Origin of the sequence: Thioalkalivibrio sp. ALE28, assembly GCF_000377425.1 — a bacterium.
In the GTDB taxonomy this organism is placed as follows: domain Bacteria; phylum Pseudomonadota; class Gammaproteobacteria; order Ectothiorhodospirales; family Ectothiorhodospiraceae; genus Thioalkalivibrio.
This window is the reverse complement of sequence record NZ_KB898095.1, coordinates 194382-212493: the sequence shown is the minus strand read 5'-3', so window position 1 is coordinate 212493 and position 18112 is coordinate 194382. Positions and strand designations below refer to the sequence as shown.

Annotated in this window: 15 protein-coding genes; 1 reads left to right on the top strand and 14 read right to left on the bottom strand. The window is 69.4% G+C overall.

Translation table 11 applies throughout. The annotated features are described in order from the left end of the window. Positions 1-8 precede the first annotated feature (8 nt). On the bottom strand, positions 9-2717 hold the full coding sequence (locus tag D105_RS0104900) for a cation-transporting P-type ATPase (protein WP_018877692.1): 2709 nt from the start codon (positions 2715-2717) through the stop codon (positions 9-11). 152 nt (positions 2718-2869) lie between these two features. On the opposite strand from D105_RS0104900, the gene D105_RS0104895 reads away from it, so the two are divergent. Then, positions 2870-3775: an alpha/beta hydrolase gene (locus D105_RS0104895; RefSeq protein ID WP_018877691.1), complete on the top strand. Its 906-nt coding sequence runs from the start codon at positions 2870-2872 to the stop codon at positions 3773-3775. Positions 3776-3861: 86 nt separating this feature from the next. Here the strand turns inward: D105_RS0104895 and D105_RS0104890 are convergent, their stop codons facing one another. The 13 genes from D105_RS0104890 to D105_RS0104830 form a co-directional block, all read right to left on the bottom strand. Continuing rightward, positions 3862-5580, bottom strand: coding sequence for a complex I subunit 5 family protein (locus tag D105_RS0104890; RefSeq protein ID WP_018877690.1), 1719 nt, complete (start codon positions 5578-5580; stop codon positions 3862-3864). Beyond that, a complete protein-coding gene (locus D105_RS0104885; RefSeq protein WP_018877689.1) occupies positions 5577-7097 on the bottom strand; it encodes a complex I subunit 5 family protein in 1521 nt (506 codons plus the stop codon). Before D105_RS0104885 ends, D105_RS0104890 begins: the two co-directional genes overlap by 4 nt. Further along, positions 7097-8581 carry a complex I subunit 5 family protein gene (locus D105_RS0104880; protein WP_018877688.1) on the bottom strand — a complete coding sequence of 495 codons (1485 nt, stop codon included), beginning with the start codon at positions 8579-8581 and terminating at the stop codon, positions 7097-7099. Before D105_RS0104880 ends, D105_RS0104885 begins: the two co-directional genes overlap by 1 nt. Then, a complete protein-coding gene (locus D105_RS0104875; RefSeq protein WP_018877687.1) occupies positions 8578-9006 on the bottom strand; it encodes a sodium:proton antiporter in 429 nt (142 codons plus the stop codon). Before D105_RS0104875 ends, D105_RS0104880 begins: the two co-directional genes overlap by 4 nt. Beyond that, positions 9003-9998 carry a hydrogenase subunit MbhD domain-containing protein gene (locus D105_RS0104870; RefSeq protein WP_018877686.1) on the bottom strand — a complete coding sequence of 332 codons (996 nt, stop codon included), beginning with the start codon at positions 9996-9998 and terminating at the stop codon, positions 9003-9005. Before D105_RS0104870 ends, D105_RS0104875 begins: the two co-directional genes overlap by 4 nt. Then, entirely contained in the window at positions 9995-10291 is a 297-nt protein-coding gene (locus D105_RS0104865; protein ID WP_018866004.1) for a monovalent cation/H(+) antiporter subunit G, read from the bottom strand. The genes D105_RS0104870 and D105_RS0104865 overlap by 4 nt, the downstream gene beginning before the upstream one ends. Next, positions 10281-10607 carry a monovalent cation/H+ antiporter complex subunit F gene (locus tag D105_RS0104860; protein WP_018877685.1) on the bottom strand — a complete coding sequence of 109 codons (327 nt, stop codon included), beginning with the start codon at positions 10605-10607 and terminating at the stop codon, positions 10281-10283. The genes D105_RS0104865 and D105_RS0104860 overlap by 11 nt, the downstream gene beginning before the upstream one ends. Beyond that, positions 10604-11167, bottom strand: coding sequence for a Na+/H+ antiporter subunit E (locus tag D105_RS0104855; protein ID WP_018877684.1), 564 nt, complete (start codon positions 11165-11167; stop codon positions 10604-10606). The genes D105_RS0104860 and D105_RS0104855 overlap by 4 nt, the downstream gene beginning before the upstream one ends. A 39-nt stretch (positions 11168-11206) precedes the next feature. Further along, complete coding sequence (locus D105_RS0104850; RefSeq protein ID WP_018877683.1) at positions 11207-11746, bottom strand: invasion associated locus B family protein; 540 nt, start codon at positions 11744-11746, stop codon at positions 11207-11209. Between the two features lie 147 nt (positions 11747-11893). Further along, entirely contained in the window at positions 11894-14803 is a 2910-nt protein-coding gene (locus D105_RS0104845; protein WP_018877682.1) for an EAL domain-containing protein, read from the bottom strand. Next, the gene (locus D105_RS0104840) at positions 14803-15762 is read right to left on the bottom strand and encodes an ABC transporter substrate-binding protein (protein ID WP_018866009.1); all 960 of its coding nucleotides are present in this window, start codon (positions 15760-15762) and stop codon (positions 14803-14805) included. Before D105_RS0104840 ends, D105_RS0104845 begins: the two co-directional genes overlap by 1 nt. A gap of 158 nt (positions 15763-15920) precedes the next feature. Continuing rightward, on the bottom strand, positions 15921-17432 hold the full coding sequence (locus D105_RS0104835; RefSeq protein WP_018877681.1) for a glycosyltransferase family 39 protein: 1512 nt from the start codon (positions 17430-17432) through the stop codon (positions 15921-15923). Next, the gene (locus D105_RS0104830; RefSeq protein WP_018877680.1) at positions 17429-18097 is read right to left on the bottom strand and encodes an HAD-IB family hydrolase; all 669 of its coding nucleotides are present in this window, start codon (positions 18095-18097) and stop codon (positions 17429-17431) included. The genes D105_RS0104835 and D105_RS0104830 overlap by 4 nt, the downstream gene beginning before the upstream one ends. Positions 18098-18112 lie beyond the last annotated feature (15 nt).

Sequence of the window (18112 nt, the reverse complement as noted above, 5' to 3'; positions counted from 1 at the left end):
GGCGTTCCCTACTGGTGGGGGTTGAAACCGCGCCGGCGCAGTAGTGTCTTTTCGAGTTCGACCAGGGTGAACAGGATCAGGCCGAAGGCGAGGATGCGCAGCCATTCCTCCGGCCCGATGGCGGTGGTGCCGAACAGCAACTGCAGCGGCGGGGCGTAGGTGAACAGGCCCTGCAGCACGATCAGCACGCCAACCGCGATCAGCACGGGGCGGCTGCCGAACAGGCCCGCCCGGTTCAGCGCCGGCTCCAGGATGTAGCGGCTGTTGAACAGGAAGAACAGCTGGCCCATGACCAGGGTGTTGATGGCCACGGTGCGCGCGAATTCCTCCGCCACGCCCTGCTGCTCCAGCCACAGGAAGTGGCCGAAGGTGCCGGCGACCAGCAGCGCGGAGACGAAGCCGATGCGCCAGAGCAGGAAGCCGGAGAGCAGCGGCGTGTTGGGCGGCCGCGGCGGGCGCTGCATGGTGCCGGGTTCGGTGGGCTCGAAGGCCAGTGCCAGGGCCAGGGTGACCGCGGTGACCATGTTGACCCACAGCACCTGCACCGGCGTCAGCGGCAGGGTGAGCCCGAGGAGGATCGCGGCGACGATGGTGAAGGCCTGGCCGCCGTTGGTGGGCAGCAGGAACAGGATCGCCTTCTTCAGGTTGTCGTAGACGGTGCGGCCTTCCTCCACCGCGTTGGCGATGGAGGCGAAGTTGTCGTCGGCCAGCACCATCTCGGAGGCCTCGCGCGCGGCCTCGGTGCCCTTCACGCCCATGGCCACGCCGACATCGGCGCGCTTGAGGGCGGGGGCATCGTTGACACCGTCGCCGGTCATCGCGACCACGTCGCCGTGGCTCTGGATTGCGCGCACCAGGCGCAGCTTGTGCTCCGGCGTGGCGCGGGCGAACACGTCCACATGCCGGACTTGCTCTGCGAGCTCCGCGTCGCTGGCGCCTTCCAGCTCGTGGCCGACCACCACGCCGCCCTCGGTGCTGATGCCCAGCTCGTCGGCGATCGCGCGCGCGGTCACGCCGTGATCGCCGGTGATCATCTTCACGCGGATGCCGGCCTCCTGGCAGTGGGCCACCGCCTCGATCGCCTCCTCGCGTGGCGGGTCGATGATCCCGCAGACCGCCACCAGGGTGAGCCCGCCATCCTCGATGTCGGAGAACTCCAGTTCCTGGCGGTGATCCTCCATGCGCCGGGTGGCCAGGGCGAGCAGGCGCTGGCCGCGCGCGGCGACGCCGTCCATCCATTGCTGCCAGTGCTCCGCGTCCAGGGGCGCCTCGCCATCGGCGGTGCGCTGCTGGCTGCATACGGCCAGCACGCGTTCCGGGGCCCCCTTGAGAAAGACGAAGGCCCCGCCTTCATGGTCATGGTGCAGGGTAGCCATGAACTTGTAGGACGACTCGAATGGGATCACGTCGTCCCGCACGAAGCGCTCGTTGATCGCCTTCGGATCCAGCCCGCCCTTCATCGCGGCGACGATCAGGGCCCCCTCGGTCGGGTCGCCCTCCATGGTCCACTGGTCGTCCTTCAGATAGACCTCGGCATCGTTGCACAGCAGGAGGCCGCGCAGGACCTCGGCCAGCAGGGGATCGTCCTCCGGGTCCGCCTCCTGGCCATCGCGGGTAATGCCGCCGTGCGGCTCGTAGCCGACCCCGCCCAGCTCGTACTCCGCCTGTGTGGTGATGATGCTCTTCAGCGTCATCTCGTTGCGGGTGAGGGTGCCGGTCTTGTCCGAGCAGATGGTGGTGACGGAGCCCAGGGTCTCGACCGCCGGCAGGCGGCGGATGATCGCGTGGCGCGCGGCCATGCGCTGCACCCCGATCGCCAGGGTGATGGTCATGATCGCCGGCAGGCCCTCGGGGATCGCCGCCACCGCCAGGCTGACCGCGGCGAGGAAGGTCTCCACCAGGTCGTAGTCGCGCACCCAGTAGCCGAAGGCGAAGGTCGCCGTCGCCAGGACGCCGATGGCCACCGACAGCCAGCGGCCGAACTGGGCGATCTGGCGCAGCAGCGGGGTGGTCAGGGTCTCCACCTCGCCGATCAGGGTGGAGATGCGGCCGATCTCGGTATCGGCCCCGGTGCCGACCACGACCCCGCGCCCCTGGCCAAAGGCCACCAGCGTGCCGGAATAGGCCATCGAACGGCGATCGCCAAGGTCGGATGCGGCCGCCACCGGCTCGCTCTGCTTGTCGCTGGCGACCGACTCGCCGGTCAGCGCGGCCTCGTCGATGCGCATGTTGTGCGCCCCGGTCAGGCGCAGGTCCGCCGGGACGCGGTCCCCGGCTTGCAGATACACGATGTCGCCGGGGACCAGCGTCTCTGCGGGAATACTGTGGCGCTGGCCGTCACGCAGGACCTGGGCGCGGGGCGAGAGCATCCCGCGGATCGCGTCCAGCGCCTTCTCCGCCTTGCCCTCCTGGATGAAGCCGATGATGGCGTTGATCAGCACCACCCCCAGGATGACGCCGGTATCCAGCCAGTGACCAAGGAACGCGGTACCCACCGCCGCGGCGATCAGCACGTAGATCAGCACATTGTGGAACTGCAGCAGGAAGCGCCGGACGGGGCCGGTGCGCGCGGCCTCCGGCAGGCGGTTGGGGCCGACATCCTGCAGCCGCTGTTCCGCGGCGGACGAGGCGAGTCCGTGCGCGTCCGTCTCCAGACGCCGGAGCACTTCGTCGGTCTTCAGGGCATGCCAGTCGCGTGACGGGTCGCGATCGCTCATGGGTCTCCCGGAGATGTATCACCCAGTGGATCCGGACCTGCTTATCATGCGCCGGCGCGGCCCGCGCTGTCAGGCCATGGCGCTCAGCCGGGGTGGAATTTTCCCGGCGCGAACGAGTCTATTTCCGGACGACTCAACAACAGGAGGTTCCCATGTCTCGCTGGATTGCCACGGCCGCCCTGACGGTGGCCGGTTTGGTCGCGACGTCGACCGTGATGGCCGCGGAGAAGGTTACGCTGGAACACGATGACCGAACCCTGATCGGCCACATGAAGGAAGGCATGGGGGCGAGCCCCTCCGACGGGGTGGTCTTGATGCTGCACGGCACCCTGGCGCACGGGCGCATGGAGGTGATGGCCGCGGTGCAGGATCTGCTGGCGGACCATGGTCTGAATACCCTGTCCGTCAATCTGAGCTACGGCATCGACGCACGCGAGGGCATGTTCGAATGCGATGCGCCGGTGCGTCACGGCGTCGATGATCACCTGCAGGAGTTGAGCCTGTGGCATCAATGGCTGCAGGACGAGGGCTATGGCCCGGTCACCCTGTTTGGCCACTCGCGCGGTGGCAACCAGGTGGCCCGCTACCTGACCGAGCATGACCCGGACGGCATCCGCGCCCTGGTGCTGGTGGCCGCGTCCACCTTCGACGAGGACGAGGCTGCGAGCGAGTACGAGGAACAAAGCGGTATGCCGTTGCAGGTACTCCTGGATCAGGCCCGTGAACTCCAGCGCATGGGTCAGGAAGAGACCCTGATGGAGGACGTGCGTTTCCTCTACTGCGAGGAGCTGGACGTGACCCCGCGCGCTTTCCTCGGCTACTACGAGCCGACCCGCCAGAACGACACCCCGACGGTGATCCGCGGGATGCAGATCCCGACGCTGGTGATCACGGGTTCCGAGGACGACGTGGTGCCGGACCTGCCGGAGAAGGTCGAGGCGGTGAAGGACAGCGGTGACATCACCCTGATGACCGTGGACGGCGCGGGGCACTTCTTCCGTGACTTCTTCGCGGACGACGTGGCCGACTTCACCGCGGACTTCATCGATCAGAACTGAGCTCCAGCCCGCAATAGGAACGGCGCCTGAAGGCCGGCCCGGGGCAGTCCCGGGCCGGCCTTTTTCTGCCTCGCTCGAGGGCGGCCTTATCCGGCGAGCAGCGTCAGGTAGAGCCCGAGCATCGCTGCGGAAAACAGCAGCCCGATGGTCTCCCAGCGGGTCAACATGCGCTCGGCGGCCTCCAGGCGACGGCGCGCGCCCAGGCGCAGCGCACGCATGCGGGCCGGTATCCGGGGTGGCCAGGGCCCCGGCAATGCCAGGCGGCGTCGAGTGCGGCGGGCGCCGTCCCAGGCGGCCTCGGCCAGCACGGCCAGATCCCCCTCCGGCACGCGCGGGGTCTCGCGGTCGCGAACCCCGCGCCAGGCCAGAAGGGCTAGGCCCAGCCCCAGCATGACCGGCCACAGCAGGGACGAGCCGTACAGGTCATGGAGGCTCAGGGGCAGGGCCGTGGGGCCGGCCAGCAAGGTTGCGAGCGGGAGCAGGAGTGCCATCAGCGAAAGGCCGCCCCAGGCCCACCAGCGCGGTCGGTCGAGGCCGTCGGCCGCGGTCTCGAGATCCGCCCGCCAGCGCCACAGGAAGCGCAGTAGCAGCACCGTGGTGCCGGCCGCCGCGAGGGTCAGCAGCCACTCGGTATGGGCCAGCCAGCCCGACAGGGCCTCCGCCGCCAGCGGCTCCTTCAACGCGTTCTTGGCCAGCGCGCCACTGGTGAAGGGCAGGCCCGCCAGGGCCAGCGCCGGCAACAGCGTGAACAGTGCAAAGGCGGTCCGCGCCGGGCGGGTGACCGGCCACTGCCGCTGCATGCCGGCGGTCAGGAACAACGCCCCCTTGGCCAGACCATGATGCACGGCGTACAGCGTGACCGCTGCCAGCAGCCAGCCGCGCGCCTCGGGCAGGAGCAGGGCCAGGCCGATACCCGTGGTCATCAGCCCCATCTGCGAGATGCTGGAGTAGGCGAGCAGGGTCTTCGGCCGTACCTGCAGCACCCCGACCAGTACGCCGAGGAAGGCCGCCGCCAGGCCCAGCAGGACCAGCGCCTCGCCCAGCACGGCGTGGCCGGCGGCGTCGATTGGCAGCAGGCGCATCCAGCCCAGCAGGCCGGCCTTGATCATCGCCCCGGACAGCACGGCGCTCGCGGGTACCGGCGCGGCCGGGTGGGCCAGCGGCAGCCAGAAATGCAGCGGCAGCATGCCGGCCTTGATGCCGAGCCCCAGGACCAGTAGGACCAATGCCCAGCCCTCGGGGCGCGCCGCGGCCACGGCCGCCAGGCTGGACTGCCCCGCCGCATGGACAGCCAGTACCAGACCCGCGAACAGCAACACCTCGCCCAGTACCGCGAGGATCAGATACACCCGTCCGGCCCGCCAGGCCTCCGGCTTGCCGGAATGGATCACCAGTCCGTAGGCCGACAGGCTCATCAGGGAAAAGAACAGATAGAAGGCGATCGCGTCCTGCGCCAGGATCAGGCCCAGGTTGCCGGCCAGGGCCAGCAACCAGAACACATAGAAGCGATGCCGCCGGGGATCGTCGCGCCGATCGGAGAGCGCGAACAGCCCGGCGGCCAGCCACAGGCCCGCGGTCAGGCCCAGGAAGGCCCGGCCGGTCGGGTCGACCGCCAGGTGGGTGCCCATCAGCAGGCCGGAGAGGGTCGCCTCCAGCCCGGGCGGGGCCAGGGCGGCCAGCGCCAGGCCGGGGAGCGCCGCCCAGGGCACCAGGCGGTTCAGCCGCGCCCGCCCCGGACGCAGGCCAATGAACACCGCCAGCAGCAGCGGCACGAGCGGGACGGCCAGCAGCGCGGCCCCGCTCACAGCCCGAACTCCGGCAGCGCATAGTCACGCTGGACGATCAGGCTGACCCAGCCGAGCGGGCTCAGCCCCAGCCCGGCAAACAGCCCGACCAGGAGCCCCAGCGCGGCGGTAAAGACCACCGGGAACAGCAGCATCCAGTGGGTCTCGAAGCGGGTCGGGCCGGCATGGGCCTGCAGGGGTTCATGCCACGGCTCGCGGCGCTCGCCCAGCCAGCCCCGGATCACCGGGGGCAGGAAATAGGCCGCGTTCAGCAGGCTCGACAGGACCAGCACTCCGAGGATCCAGGGCATGCCGGCCTCCAGCGCCCCCAGCCCCAGGTGCCACTTGGTCACGAAACCGGCCAGGGGCGGCAGGCCGATCATGCCCAGCGCGCCCGCGGTAAACGCCAGCATGGTCAGCGGCATGCGCCGGCCCACGCCGTCGAGCTCGCTGATGCGATGGATGCCCAGGGTCTCGGCGAAATTGCCGGCGCAGAAGAACAGTGTGATCTTGGTAATGCCCTGGTGTACCAGGTGTACCAGCCCGCCGATGACCCCCAGGGGCCCGGCCAGCGCGACGCCCAGAATGATGTAGGAGACCTGACTCACGGTGGAGAATGCCAGGCGCTGCTTCAGGTCGTCGGTACGCAGGGCCTGAATGGAGCCATAGACGATGGTGACCGCGGCGATCACCAGCAGCCCGGCCGTCAGGCCCAGCTCGATCGCCAGTTCCGCCCCGTAGACATCGTTGACCACGCGGATGATGCCGAAGGCCCCGGCCTTGACCACCGCCACCGCGTGCAGCAGCGCGCTGACCGGCGCCGGCGCGACCATGGCGATGGGCAGCCAGGAGTGCAGCGGCACCAGCGCGGCCTTCACCCCGAAGCCGACCATCAGCAGCACGAACAGGACCTGCAGCGTCACCGCGTGAGTCTCCGCGAGGCCTTCGAGGTAGCCGCCCGGGGTAAAGCCCTCGGCCCCGGCCAGCAGTGTGAGCCAGACGATGGCCGTGAACAGCACCAGCCCGCTGGTCAGGGTGTAGCCGAGATAGAGGCGCCCGGCCCGCAGGGCCGCCGGCGTGCCGCGGTGGACCACCAGGGGCCAGGTCGCCAGGGTCAGGATCTCGTAGAAGATCAGGAAGGTGATCAGATTGCCGGACAGGGCGATCCCTACCGTCGCGCTGACGCACAGCGAGAAGAACCCGAAAAAGCGGCTGCGCCGCGGCGAGCCCTCGAGGTAGCCGATGGCGTAGATCGTGGTTACGAACCACAGCACGGCCGAAAGACTGGCAAACAGCAGTGACAGCGCATCGGCCGCGAGCACCAGGTCGATGCCCGGCATCAGCGGCAGGCTGAAGCGGTATTCGTCGCCGCGCAGCACCCCGGCCAGCAGGTACGCGACCAGCGCCAGCTTGGTGCCGGCGCCCCCCAGGTTCAAGGCGGTGCGCAGGCCCTGGCGATGCTCGGGCAGGAAAAAGATCGCGATGCCCGGTCCCAGCGAGCTGAACAGGATCGCGAGCAGCAGCCAGCCACCGTCCATCATGGGGCCCCCGGGGTCAGGGCAAGGGTGTTCAGGGTCAGCACGCCGGCCAGCCCGGCCAGCGCCGCGACCGTGGCCAGAGCCAGCGGGACCCAGTCCATCCACGGCGACACTGCCTCGCCGGCGTCGCGGCGGCCGCGGTGAAACGCCGGGGCCACCATGCGCAGCACGTAGGCCGCCGCCAGCAGCCCGCCGCCGGCGATCGCCAGGACCCACAGCACCCCGATCAGACTGCCGGCCAGGACCGTGCCCAGGCCCGCCTCCAGCAGCAGGTACTTGGCGATGAAGCCGCCGGTGAACGGCAGCCCCATCAGGCTGACCCCGGCCAGCCCCAGGGCGAACACCGTGCGCGGCCGGGCCCGGAGTACCGCGCCCAGCTCGGCCAGGCGGTCATGCCCGGCGGCGTGCTGCAGGGTGCCCGCGGCCAGGAACACCGACGCCTTGGCCAGGGCATGGACCACCGCGAAGAACACCACCACCCGCCAGGCGCCCGGGTCCACCAGCATCAAGGGGAAGGCGACCAGCAGATAGCCGAACTGGGCGACCGTGGAATAGGCCACGATGGATTTGAGCCGCCCCGCGCGCAGCGCCTGCAGCGAGCCCCAGACCAGCGCCCCCACCCCGAGCAGTCCGACCAGGATGCCGAAGGCCGGGGTCGTCAGTGGGGCAAACACTCCCATCCAAAGCCGCAGGATCAGGTAGAACGAGCCTGTTACCACCAGCCCGGAGAGGACCGCACTGACCGGTGCCGGGGCTGACCCATGGGCCGGCGCCAGCCAGACATGCAGCGGGAACAGGGCGGCCTTGAGCATCAGGCCCGCGGTCATCAGCACCGCCGCCATGCGTTCCGTCGGGCCCGCTTCGGTACGGGCCTCCAGCAGCACCAGATCGAGTACCCCGTGTTCCCCGAACAGCAGAACCACGCCCATCAGGAAGCTGAGCGAGCCGAGGATGTTGACCAGCAGGTAGCGCACCGCGCCGGAGACCGCGGCGGCCGTGCCGGTGAAGGCCACCAGGGCGACCGCCGCGAGCGACACCACCTCCAGGGTGATGTACAGGTTGAAGGCATCGCCGGAGAGAAACAGCATGTTGAGCCCGGCCCACAGCCACAGCCAGAGCGGCCAGAACTGGCGCCGCTCGATGCGATCATGCACATAGCCCAGGCTGTAGAGGCTGGTCGCCAGCCCCACCACGGCAGTGAGCACCAGCAGGGTCATGGACAGCCCGTCCAGCTGCAGCATCAGGCCCAGCGGGGCCTCCCAGCCCCCCAGTGCCACCCGCGTGGCCGCGGCCTCCGGATCCGGCCCGGCGTTCAGGAACAGCGCGCTCAGACCAAGCACCCAGGCCGTGACCGCGAGCGCCCCCAGCAGGCCGACACGATGGGCCTGGCGCGGCCAGGCCGTCGCCAGGATCGCCACGGCCAGCGACAGCCCCACCAGCCCGGCGACTCCCGCCGGGAGCCATTCCGCGCCTGGCGGGCTCATGCGGGCCGGTCCTCGCTGGAGGCGCGATCGGCCGGGCCGCCGTCGGCGTGGTGTTCCTCGCGCGAGATGTCCTCCACCGGGGCGTCGTCATCGGGCGGCCCGGGCAGCATCACCGCGTGGCCGGTCAGGCGCGTCAGATGCACCACCAGGGCCAGGGCGAAGGCGGTTGTGCTGACCGCGACCACAATGCCGGTCAGGGTCAGCGCCTGGGCCACCGGGTCCGGTGGGCCCTCGCCACGGGCCGCCACACCCAGCAGCACCATGAATACGGCCGAGCCCATGATGTTCAGGGCCAGGATGCGCAGCACCAGATGGTGGCGGCGGATCAGCCCGTACAGGCCCAGGGCGAACAGGATCGCTCCCCCGGTGGGGTACAGCAGGCCCGGGGCCAGCGTCTGAGCCAGTGTTTCGGCCAGTCCGTTCATGCGTCGTCCCCGGCCGGACGTCCGGCCACGAACAGGGCCACCAGGGTCAGGGCGATGGAGAGCGTCGCCGCGACCTCGATCAGGATGATCAGGGGATAGGCCCAGGCCTCCGCGTAGCCGAGGAAGCCATGCCCGGCGGCAAGGCCGTACAGCCCCACCAGCAGGAACAGGGCGACCCCGGCGGAGATGCCCAGGCGCAGCGGCCCGCCCGGCGCCATCGGCAGCTTGCGCGGCCGTGCCAGGACCAGCAGGATGCCGGCCGCGCCGAGGATGGCCCCGGCCTGGAAGGCCCCGCCGGGGGCGTGACTCCCGGCCCACAGCACGTACACCCCGGTGACGACCGCGACCGGGACCAGCAGCCGCAACGTGCCGGGCAGGATCGGCCCCGGGGCCGGGCGGGCCGGGATCAGGTCGTGCCGCCCCAGTGACCACGCGCCCAGCAGCGCGATCAGCACGATCGCCAGTTCCAGGAAGGTGTCGTACGCGCGGAAGTTCAGCAGCACCGCGGTGATCGGGTGATCGACCCCGGAGACGTCCATGTGCGCGTCCACCACCGGCTCCAGACCGACGGACTGCGGCTGGTGCCACAGCGCGGTCACCAGCAGGCCGCCGACCACCAGGGCAAAGGTCAGCGCGGGGAGGAAGGTCCGACGTTCGGGCGGCGGGTCATGCAGGGCGCGCAGCAGGGCATGGGGCCCGGTGGGGTCGGGCGGTGGCGTATGCGGCCGCCCGCTGTGGCGCTCGGCCATGATGCTGCGCAGGCGCTCCAGCGTCACCAGCAGCAGGGCGCCGGTGATGCCGGCGCCGATGGCCGCCTCGGCCAGCGCGATGTCCGGCGCCTCCAGCCGCACCCAGGCCAGCGCGAGCAGCAGCCCGAAGGTGATGAACAGCACGACGGCCCGGAACAGGTCGGTGCTCGCCAGGCAGCGCCAGGCCACCCCGACGATGCCGGCCAGCAGGACCAGATCGAAGAGGACCAGCAGGGCGTTCATCGGTCCGACTCGAACTCCCCGTGGGTCCAGGTGCGTTGCGCGACCATGTGCGCGGCCGTGGTCCCCGCCGCCAGTACCAGCACCCAGATCAGCAGCAGCTTCAGGATGTCCGCCGGTCCGCCGGCCTGGAACATCAGTCCGAGTATCACCAGCCCGAGCCCGACGTTGTCGGCCTTGGTCAGGGCGTGCAGGCGCGAATAGACATCGGGAAAACGCAGCAGCCCGGCGGTGCCGGCCGCGAAGAACACCAGTCCGGCGAGGATCAGGATCACGGTCAGTGCGTTAGCGATCATCGTGGCGCCTCTCGGGGCCGGGGGTGTCCGGCGGCTGGCGGTGGATCGGGGTATCCGGTGGTTCCGGCAGGCCGTGCTGGCGGACGAAGGCCACTGCGGCCACGACGGCCAGCAGGGCGAAGACCAGTGCCACGTCCACCAGGGCGGATTCCTCCAGTGCCAGCGACAGGAGCAGCAGGATCGTGACCCCGGTGGTGCCGAACAGTTGTGCGGCCAGCATGCGGTCGCCGGAACCCGGACCGCGCAGCACGCGGACCAGTCCGAGCAGTATGGTGCCGAGCAGGAACAGGGCGGCGGCCAAATAGAAGAGGCTCATGGAGCGGCTCCGTCGTCACTGGCGCGGCGGTCACGCGGGTCGTGGAATGCCTTGCGGATTCGTTGTTCCAGGGCGATCAGTGCCGCCCGTGTATCGGCGTCACGGTCCAGCACATGCAGGGTCAGCAGGCGCCCCTCCAGGCGTACGCTGAGCGTGCCGGGCAGCAGACTGACGACCGCCATGAACAGGGTCAGGGGCGGGCCGTGAGCCAGTTCCGTGCGGTAGGTCAGGAAGTCCGGCTGGATCGGCAGGCGCGGGTCCAGGGCGCGGCGGGCGACGTCCAGCCCGCCGAGGAACGAGCTGCGCAGGAAGAACCCCAGCAGGCCCGGAAGCGCGGCGGGTCGCAACGGCAGCGGCCGTCCGGCCGGCAGCAGCAGGCTCGCGACCGCGGCCAGGACGATTGCGAGCAGGGCCAGGGGTTCCAGCAGGGCGGCGCTGCCGGCCAGGACCCACCAGAGCAGTGCGGCGGCCGCGGCGGTGGCCAGTGCCCGCCGTGCCCGCGACCGGCCGCGACCGGCAAATCTGCGGCCGGCATGGTACGGGACCGAGGCGCGCGCCATCGCGTGATCGCTGGGTGGGGTCGCTGGTGACGCCGCCGGTTATTGCAGCTGGTTGCTGGCGTCAGTGAAGCCCATCAGGGATACGTCAAACACGAACGGCTGTTCCTGGTGCAGGGCACGGAAGGCGACGGTCAGGGCCTGTCCGCCGCGCAGCGCGCTCATCTGTTCGCTGTTCAGTTCGCGCCCGGCGACGCAGCCCTGCTGCACGCAGGTCACGTAGCCCGCATCCATCTCTTCGCCCGCATCGTCCACCTGCATACGGATGCCGGGGCGCAGGTCGACGCCCAGCGGTACCAGGATCTCGATGATGTGCTGGTCGCCCTCGCGGCGTACGGTCGCCTGCAGGAACAGCCCCTGCGCCTGCTCGTCCTGGATCTCCAGCGTCTGCTGCATCCGGCAACGCTCGCCCTGTGGCGTCTCGATACAGGCGACCTCCCAGTCCTGGTGGATCGTGGTCTCCGGCTCCTGCTGCTGCATCTGTTGTTGCATCTGCGGATCGGCCTGCTGGGACAGCGCCAGGCCGGGCAGGAGAAGAAACAGGGCCGGGATCAGGCCCGCGCGCAGGGGGCGGATAGTCATTCGGTGTGCTCCGGAACTTGTATTCAGCCGTACAGAATGGCCAATGGCGGCCCTCGGTCGCAACCGTGGCCGGGAGAACTACAGACCGTCCTGACTGATGCATGTTCCCCGCACAGGGGCCCGATGAGCGTCTCGCAGGCCTCGCTGTCAGCGCGGTGGGTTGTGCATTGCAAACAGTTCCTCCAGGGGCTGCGGGCGGTGCAGCCCGTAGCCCTGGGCGAAGTCCACGTTCAGCTCGCGCAGGCGGGCGATGGTCGATTCGTCTTCGGCAAACTCGGCGATCGTTTTCTTGTCGAGCAGGTGACCGATGTTGTTGATATTGCCCACCAGGGCATCGTTGACCGGGTCGGTGGCGATGTTGCGCACGAAGCTGCCGTCGATCTTCAGGTAGTCCACCGGCAGGGTCTTCAGATAGGCGAACGACGACAGCCCGGAGCCGAAGTCGTCCAGCGCGAAGCGACAGCCCATGCCGCGCAAATCGCGGATGAAGCGCATTGCCGCCTGCAGGTTGGAGATCGCCGCGGTTTCGGTGACCTCGAAGCAGAAAATCTCGCCAGGCAGCTGGTGCAGGCTCAGCTGGTTGCGGATGAATGGCAGCAGGGTCTCGTCACTCAGGGTCGCGCCGGAGAGGTTGACCGCGCAATGCTCGATGCTCGCCGGGCCGTGCAGGCGGATGTGGTCAGCCACCATGGAGAAGGTCCGGGTGATGATCCAGCGGTCGACGATGGAGATCAGGTCAAAGCGTTCGGCGGCCGGCAGGAAGACCCCGGGGGGGATCAACTCGTCGTCCTGGCTCCGCAGGCGCACGAGCACCTCGAAGGAGAGTCCCGCGGGCGGTGCGCCGGAGTCGGGCTCGGCCAGTGGGTGAATCATCTGGGCAAACAGCACCAGGCGCCCCTGTTCGACGGCGTCGGAGATCTGTGTGGCCCAGTCCATCTCGCGCCGGTGCTGCTGCAGGTCCTGGTCCTCCGGGCGGAAGATATGCGAGCGCCGTCGGCCGGCGTTCTTGGCCGCGTAGACCGCGATGTCGGCATCGGCGAGCAGCTGGTTCATGCTGCGCTCGCCGGGTTGGAACTCGATGATGCCGATGGAGGCGCTGATGCGGAACACGCGGTCTTCCCAGGCAAAGCGCAGTTCGTCCAGGACCGTATGGATGGCGTTGGCGATGCGGTCGGCGTGGGCGATGTCGCAGTGCGTGAGGATGATGCCGAACTCGTCGCCCCCAAGGCGGGCGAGCAGGTCGGTTTCGCGCACCTGATCCAGCATCAGTTCGCCGACCTGGCGGATCATCTGATCCCCGGCGACGTGGCCGGCGACATCGTTCACGACCTTGAACTGGTCGAGGTCGATGTACAGCAGGGTATGGTTTTCGTGCCCCTTCTGGCTTTCCGGGTAGCGCGCCAGCTGTTCCAGGCGCTGCTCGAAGGCGTGGCGGTTGGGCAGCCCGGTCAGGGCATCGTGGGTGGCCTGCCAGCTGAGCTGGTTGGCCAGCTCGCGCGCCTGGGTCACGTCATGGAACACCAGCACCACACCCACGATCTCGCCGTCCCGGTCGCGGATCGGCGCGGCCGAGTCCTCGATCGCGAATTCCTGCCCGTCCTTGCGCAGCAGCATGGTGTGGTTGGCCAGTCCGACGATCCGACCTTCCTTGAGGCAACGCTCGACCGGGTTGACCGCCGGTTTGCGGGTGATCTCGTTGAGGATGTTGAATACTCGCGTCAGCGGTTCACCGGTGGCGGCATCGGTGGTCCAGCCGGTCAGGTACTCCGCGATCGGGTTCAGGAACGTGACTCGGCCCCGGGTATCGGTGGTGATGACGCCGTCGCCGATGGAGGCGAGCGTGACCTGGGCATATTCCTTTTCGCGGAACAGGGCCGCCTCGGCGCGCTTGGTCGCGGTGATGTCCTGCACGATGCCGTACATGCGCCGGGGCTGGCCGTCCGCGTCGCGCAGCACGTCGCCGCTCCCGAGCAGCCAGCGTTCGTCGCCATCTCGCGTGAGTACGCGGTGCTCGATGCTGTAGGCGGTACCCTGCTCGAGGGACTGCTCCACCGCGGCCTGGACCCGCGCACGGTCGTCGGGATGGACCCGCTCCAGGTAATGCTCGAAAGTGACCTCGGTGGTGTCCTCCGGCAGGTCGAACAGCTGGTAGGTCGGACGGGTCCAGACCAGGTCGCCGCTGGCGATTTCCCATTCCCAGGTGCCAACGCCGGAGAAGGCCTGGGCCAGATACAGCCGCTGCTCGCTTTCGCGCAGGCGCGCCTGTTCCTGCACCAGGCCATCGGCCATACGGTCGAAGGCGCGTGCAAGTCGGCCGATCTCGTCGCGCCCGGTGACCCCGGCACGCTGGTGGTGCTCGCCGCCGGCGATCTGCTCCGCGGTCCGGCTCAGGCGGCTCAGGCGCCGCCCCAGTGCCTGGTAGATCAGCCACCACAGCGCGGCGAGTGCTGCGATAAGGATCGGCGCGAGCAGCAGCGCCGAGTTCAGGGCCGCGGTGCGCGCCTGCCGGAAAGGCAGCGACAGATCCCATGCGAGGATGACCGCGCCCGAGGGGCTGCGCCCCAGGTCCACCAGAGGCCCGGTGAACTGCAGCGGCGCCACCGCGATCAGGGTGTTCTCGCCCGCGACATGGCGCACCTTGGCGGCGCGGCGGTCGCGGGCGTCGGTCAGCAGCGTGCGCAGCGGGTCGGCCAGCGCGGCCATGGGTTCGGCGTCCAGGGTCTCCGCGAGCGGGCGTTCGCGCATGCCGCGGTTCAGGGCGGCAACGTAGTGCTGGCGTTCATCGACCACCCCGGCCAGGCGGACCCGGATATCGACATTGAGCGCCGCGATCTCGTCCTGAATGGCCTGCGTGCCGTTGTTTGCCAGGTGGTTCTGGACGATGCGCTGCATGCGGCTGATCTCGGTCGCCAGTTCGCGTTCGGCGTTCGCGAGGATGCTGCGCTGCTGGTTGTGGATCAGGGTCAGGGTGTAGAGGGTGCCGAGAATGAGTGCTACCACCAGCAGGAAAAGCGGCAGCGTGGTGTTGATCGGATAGCGGAACAGGCCCTGCCACATCAGCCGTCTTCCGATGGCGGGCAGCCCGCCGCCTGCAGGACGCGGTCATCGAACAGACGATCGAGGTTCACCTCGCGCTCCAGCAGGCCCTGCTGCTGCATCAGGGTGGCCAGGCGCTCGCTGCTGGCGCGCAGGGATTCGCCACCGGAGGCCAGGGCTGTGCAGTTTTCCGCCCGCGAGGGAAAGTGGACCCCGGCCAATGCACCCGCCAGTTCCTCCGCGCTGAGGTCGCTATACCGGGCCATGGCGGCCTTTGCGGGTTCCGGGTCGGTATCCAGATATTCGAGCGTTCCAAACCAGGCATCCACCAGCTGCCGGAGATGTCGCGGGTGGTCGTCGAGCGCTTGGCGCTGGACCACCAGGACATCGATAATCTCGCCCGGGATCCGGGTGCTGTCGAACAGCTCCTCGGCACCGGCATTCAGCAGCCGGGTGCGGATCGGCTCGAAGGTCGCCAGGGCGTCGACCTCTCCGCCGTGGAAGGCCTCCTCGTGGCGCCCCGCATCTACGCGCACGATATCGACTCTCTCGCGGTCGAGGCCGCCGTGTTCCAGGCCGCGAGCGAGCAGGTAGGCGGTGGCGGCATCATTCTCGACCCCGATGCGGCGGCCCTCCAGATCGGCCATGCGGGTGATGCCCGGCTGCGCCAGGATGGTGTCGCCGCCATGGGAATAGTCCAGCAGCAGGATGACGCGGATATCGTGGCCGTCGGCGCGCAGCAGAAAAGCCTCGTCCAGGGTCAGGGCGGCGGCGTCGACATTGCCGTTGCGAAAGGCGCGCAGGGACTCCACGTTCGAGCTGAAGCGGGCGAGGCGAATTTCGTCGATGGGAAGCCTGCCCTCGGAGGCGGCCAGGTGGAGGGGGTGGTAGCCGATCCACTCGATGGTGGCCACCCGCAGCGGGGTCTCCTGGGAGCCACCACAGCCGAGCAGCAACAGCGGCAGCAGCAGAACGAGCACGGCGAGACCACAGCGCCAGCGGGTGCGTGCGCTCGCTCTACGCTGGCGGGCAGGGATCGCCGCTCCGGGTGCGATCATCGCTCGCCCCTCCCTGGATGAAGTCGATGGCTCACGGACAACAGTATCCGGGGGGACCATTCCCTGGTCAACGCAGGGTCTTATTCCCGGTTCGTGTAGCGGTCGGTGAAGGCGCAGCGGCCCTCCGGCAGCCAAGGCGGGAAGTCGTAGTAGCGGGCGAGCACCGGTTCCAGGATCTGGTCGTGGTAGGCGGCGTAGTCGAAGCCGCGGCCTTCGGCGAGGGTCCATTCGACGCCGCGGATGGTGACCTCGCGCAGGCGCAGCTCGTCGAAGAAGGGCTCCACCTGTGCCGGGTCCAGTTCGCCCCGGGTGGGCACGTAGAGCAGGTTGGCGCCATCGAGGGCGCGGAAGTCGGTCAGCAGGTCGTCCTGGCGGCCATAGTGCGAGCCGGGGCCGAACACGCCGACCTCGCGCCCGGCGTAGTAGGCGAGCACCGCCGAGCGCGAGTAGCTGCGGGTGAAGACGTGCCAGTCGGCGTCGTATTCGTTGACCACCGCGGCCACCGATTCCGGCGCCAGGTAGAACACCGCGTCGGCGTAGCGATCCTGGCCCTTCAGCCATTCCACCGGCATCAGCGCGATCGTCAGGATCGCGATCGCGTGCAGTGCTGCCAGGGCCCCGGAGAGCCATACGCCGAGCGTCAGCGAACGTCGCGCCAGGAACAGCGCGGGTAGCAGCAGGAAGGGGGCGAAGGCGGCCAGCCAGTGCAGCCCGATGCTCTTGAACGGGGCGAGCAGGGCAAACAGGAGCAGCGGGATCAGTCCGGCGGACAGGAACACGCCCAGTTGGTGCGCGCGGATGCCGGCGGCCAGCGCCCGCCACTGACGCGCGTAGAACCACAGCAGCCAGGGCGTGAACAGGTAGAGCAGCAGGATCGCGTAGGTCAGCCAGTTGCCGGGGTCGAAGCCGCCGTCGCCGTGCCGGTTCACGATGTTGAACATCACGTTGTACCAGCAGTTGCCCCAGTTCCAGTACAGATTGAGCGCCACCGCCGGCACCACGCCGAGGATGATCAGCAGGAGGCCGCGCCAGTGCTGCCGCGCGAACAGCAGGATATGCAGTCCCAGCGCAATCCCCAGCAGGACTGCGAAGTACTTGGACAGGAACGCCAGCCCCAGCGCCAGGCCGGCGAGCAGGAACCAGTGCGCGGCGCCGGTACGCAGGGCCTGCCAGGCAAGGCCGGTAGCCAGCAGGCTGAACAGGATCAGCGGGGTGTCCGTCGCGGTGATCACCGCGATGAAGAACAGCGGCATGAACAGCGCCAGCAGCGAGACCAGGCGCGCGCGGACCGGGTCGGTATGCCTCCACCAGAGGAAGATCGCGAGCGCCGGTGCCATGGAGACGAAAATACCCAGGGCACGGATCGCCAGCGGGTGCTCCGACAGGGGCAGGATGGCGCCCAGCCACCAGCCGATCATCGGCGGGTGGTCGTAGTAGCCGAGATCCGGGTTCTGTCCCCAGATCAGGAAATAGGCCTCGTCGCCGGTGATTGGCAGGGCCCAGGCCATGCCGATCTTGACCAGCAGCACGGCCAGCAGGATCGCGCCGTAGTGACGCGCGAGCCAGGGCCAGGAGGCGGTTGTCGGGTTCACTCGGGGGCCCCCTCTACCGACGGCCCGTGGACACGCCGGAAGCGGCCCCGGCGCAGGCGGTAGCCGCTGCCGGCCATCTCCAGCAGCGGCTGGTCAGCTGCGCTGTCGCCGTAGGCCGCGACCAGATCGACCGGTTCGTCCGGGGGCAGGGTGGCCAGCCAGGCGGCGACCGCCGCCGGCTTGGCGGCGCCGCGGCAGTTGGTGCCGTCCAGGCGTCCGGTGACGCGACCGGCGTCATCCACCGCGAGGCGCGAGCTGACCACGCCGGTGAGCCCGTAGCGCTCGGCCCACGGTTGCAGCCAGACATCCAGCGAGGCGGAGACCAGTACGCAGTCATGGCCTGCGTCGCGATGGGCCCGCAGGGCGCGCATCCCGGCCGGGCGCAGCAGGCGGTCCAGGCCGCGGTCGGCGAATTCACGGCCCCTGGCCTGCAGGTGGGCGAGGGTCTCGCCGGCGAGCATATGGGTCAGCACCGCCTCCTTGGCATCCTGATTGGACAGGCGCTTCAGCGCCAGGCCGGTCAGCGCCGGGAGGCAGTCCGGCAGGCGGCGGAGGAAGGCCGGTGTCCCCAGCGCGTGGCGCAGGAAGGGGAACAGGCTGTCGCGCCGGGTCAGGGTGCCGTCGAAGTCGAACAGCACGATCTGCCGCGTGTCATTCCGGTTCATCGTTATGGCTTCAGG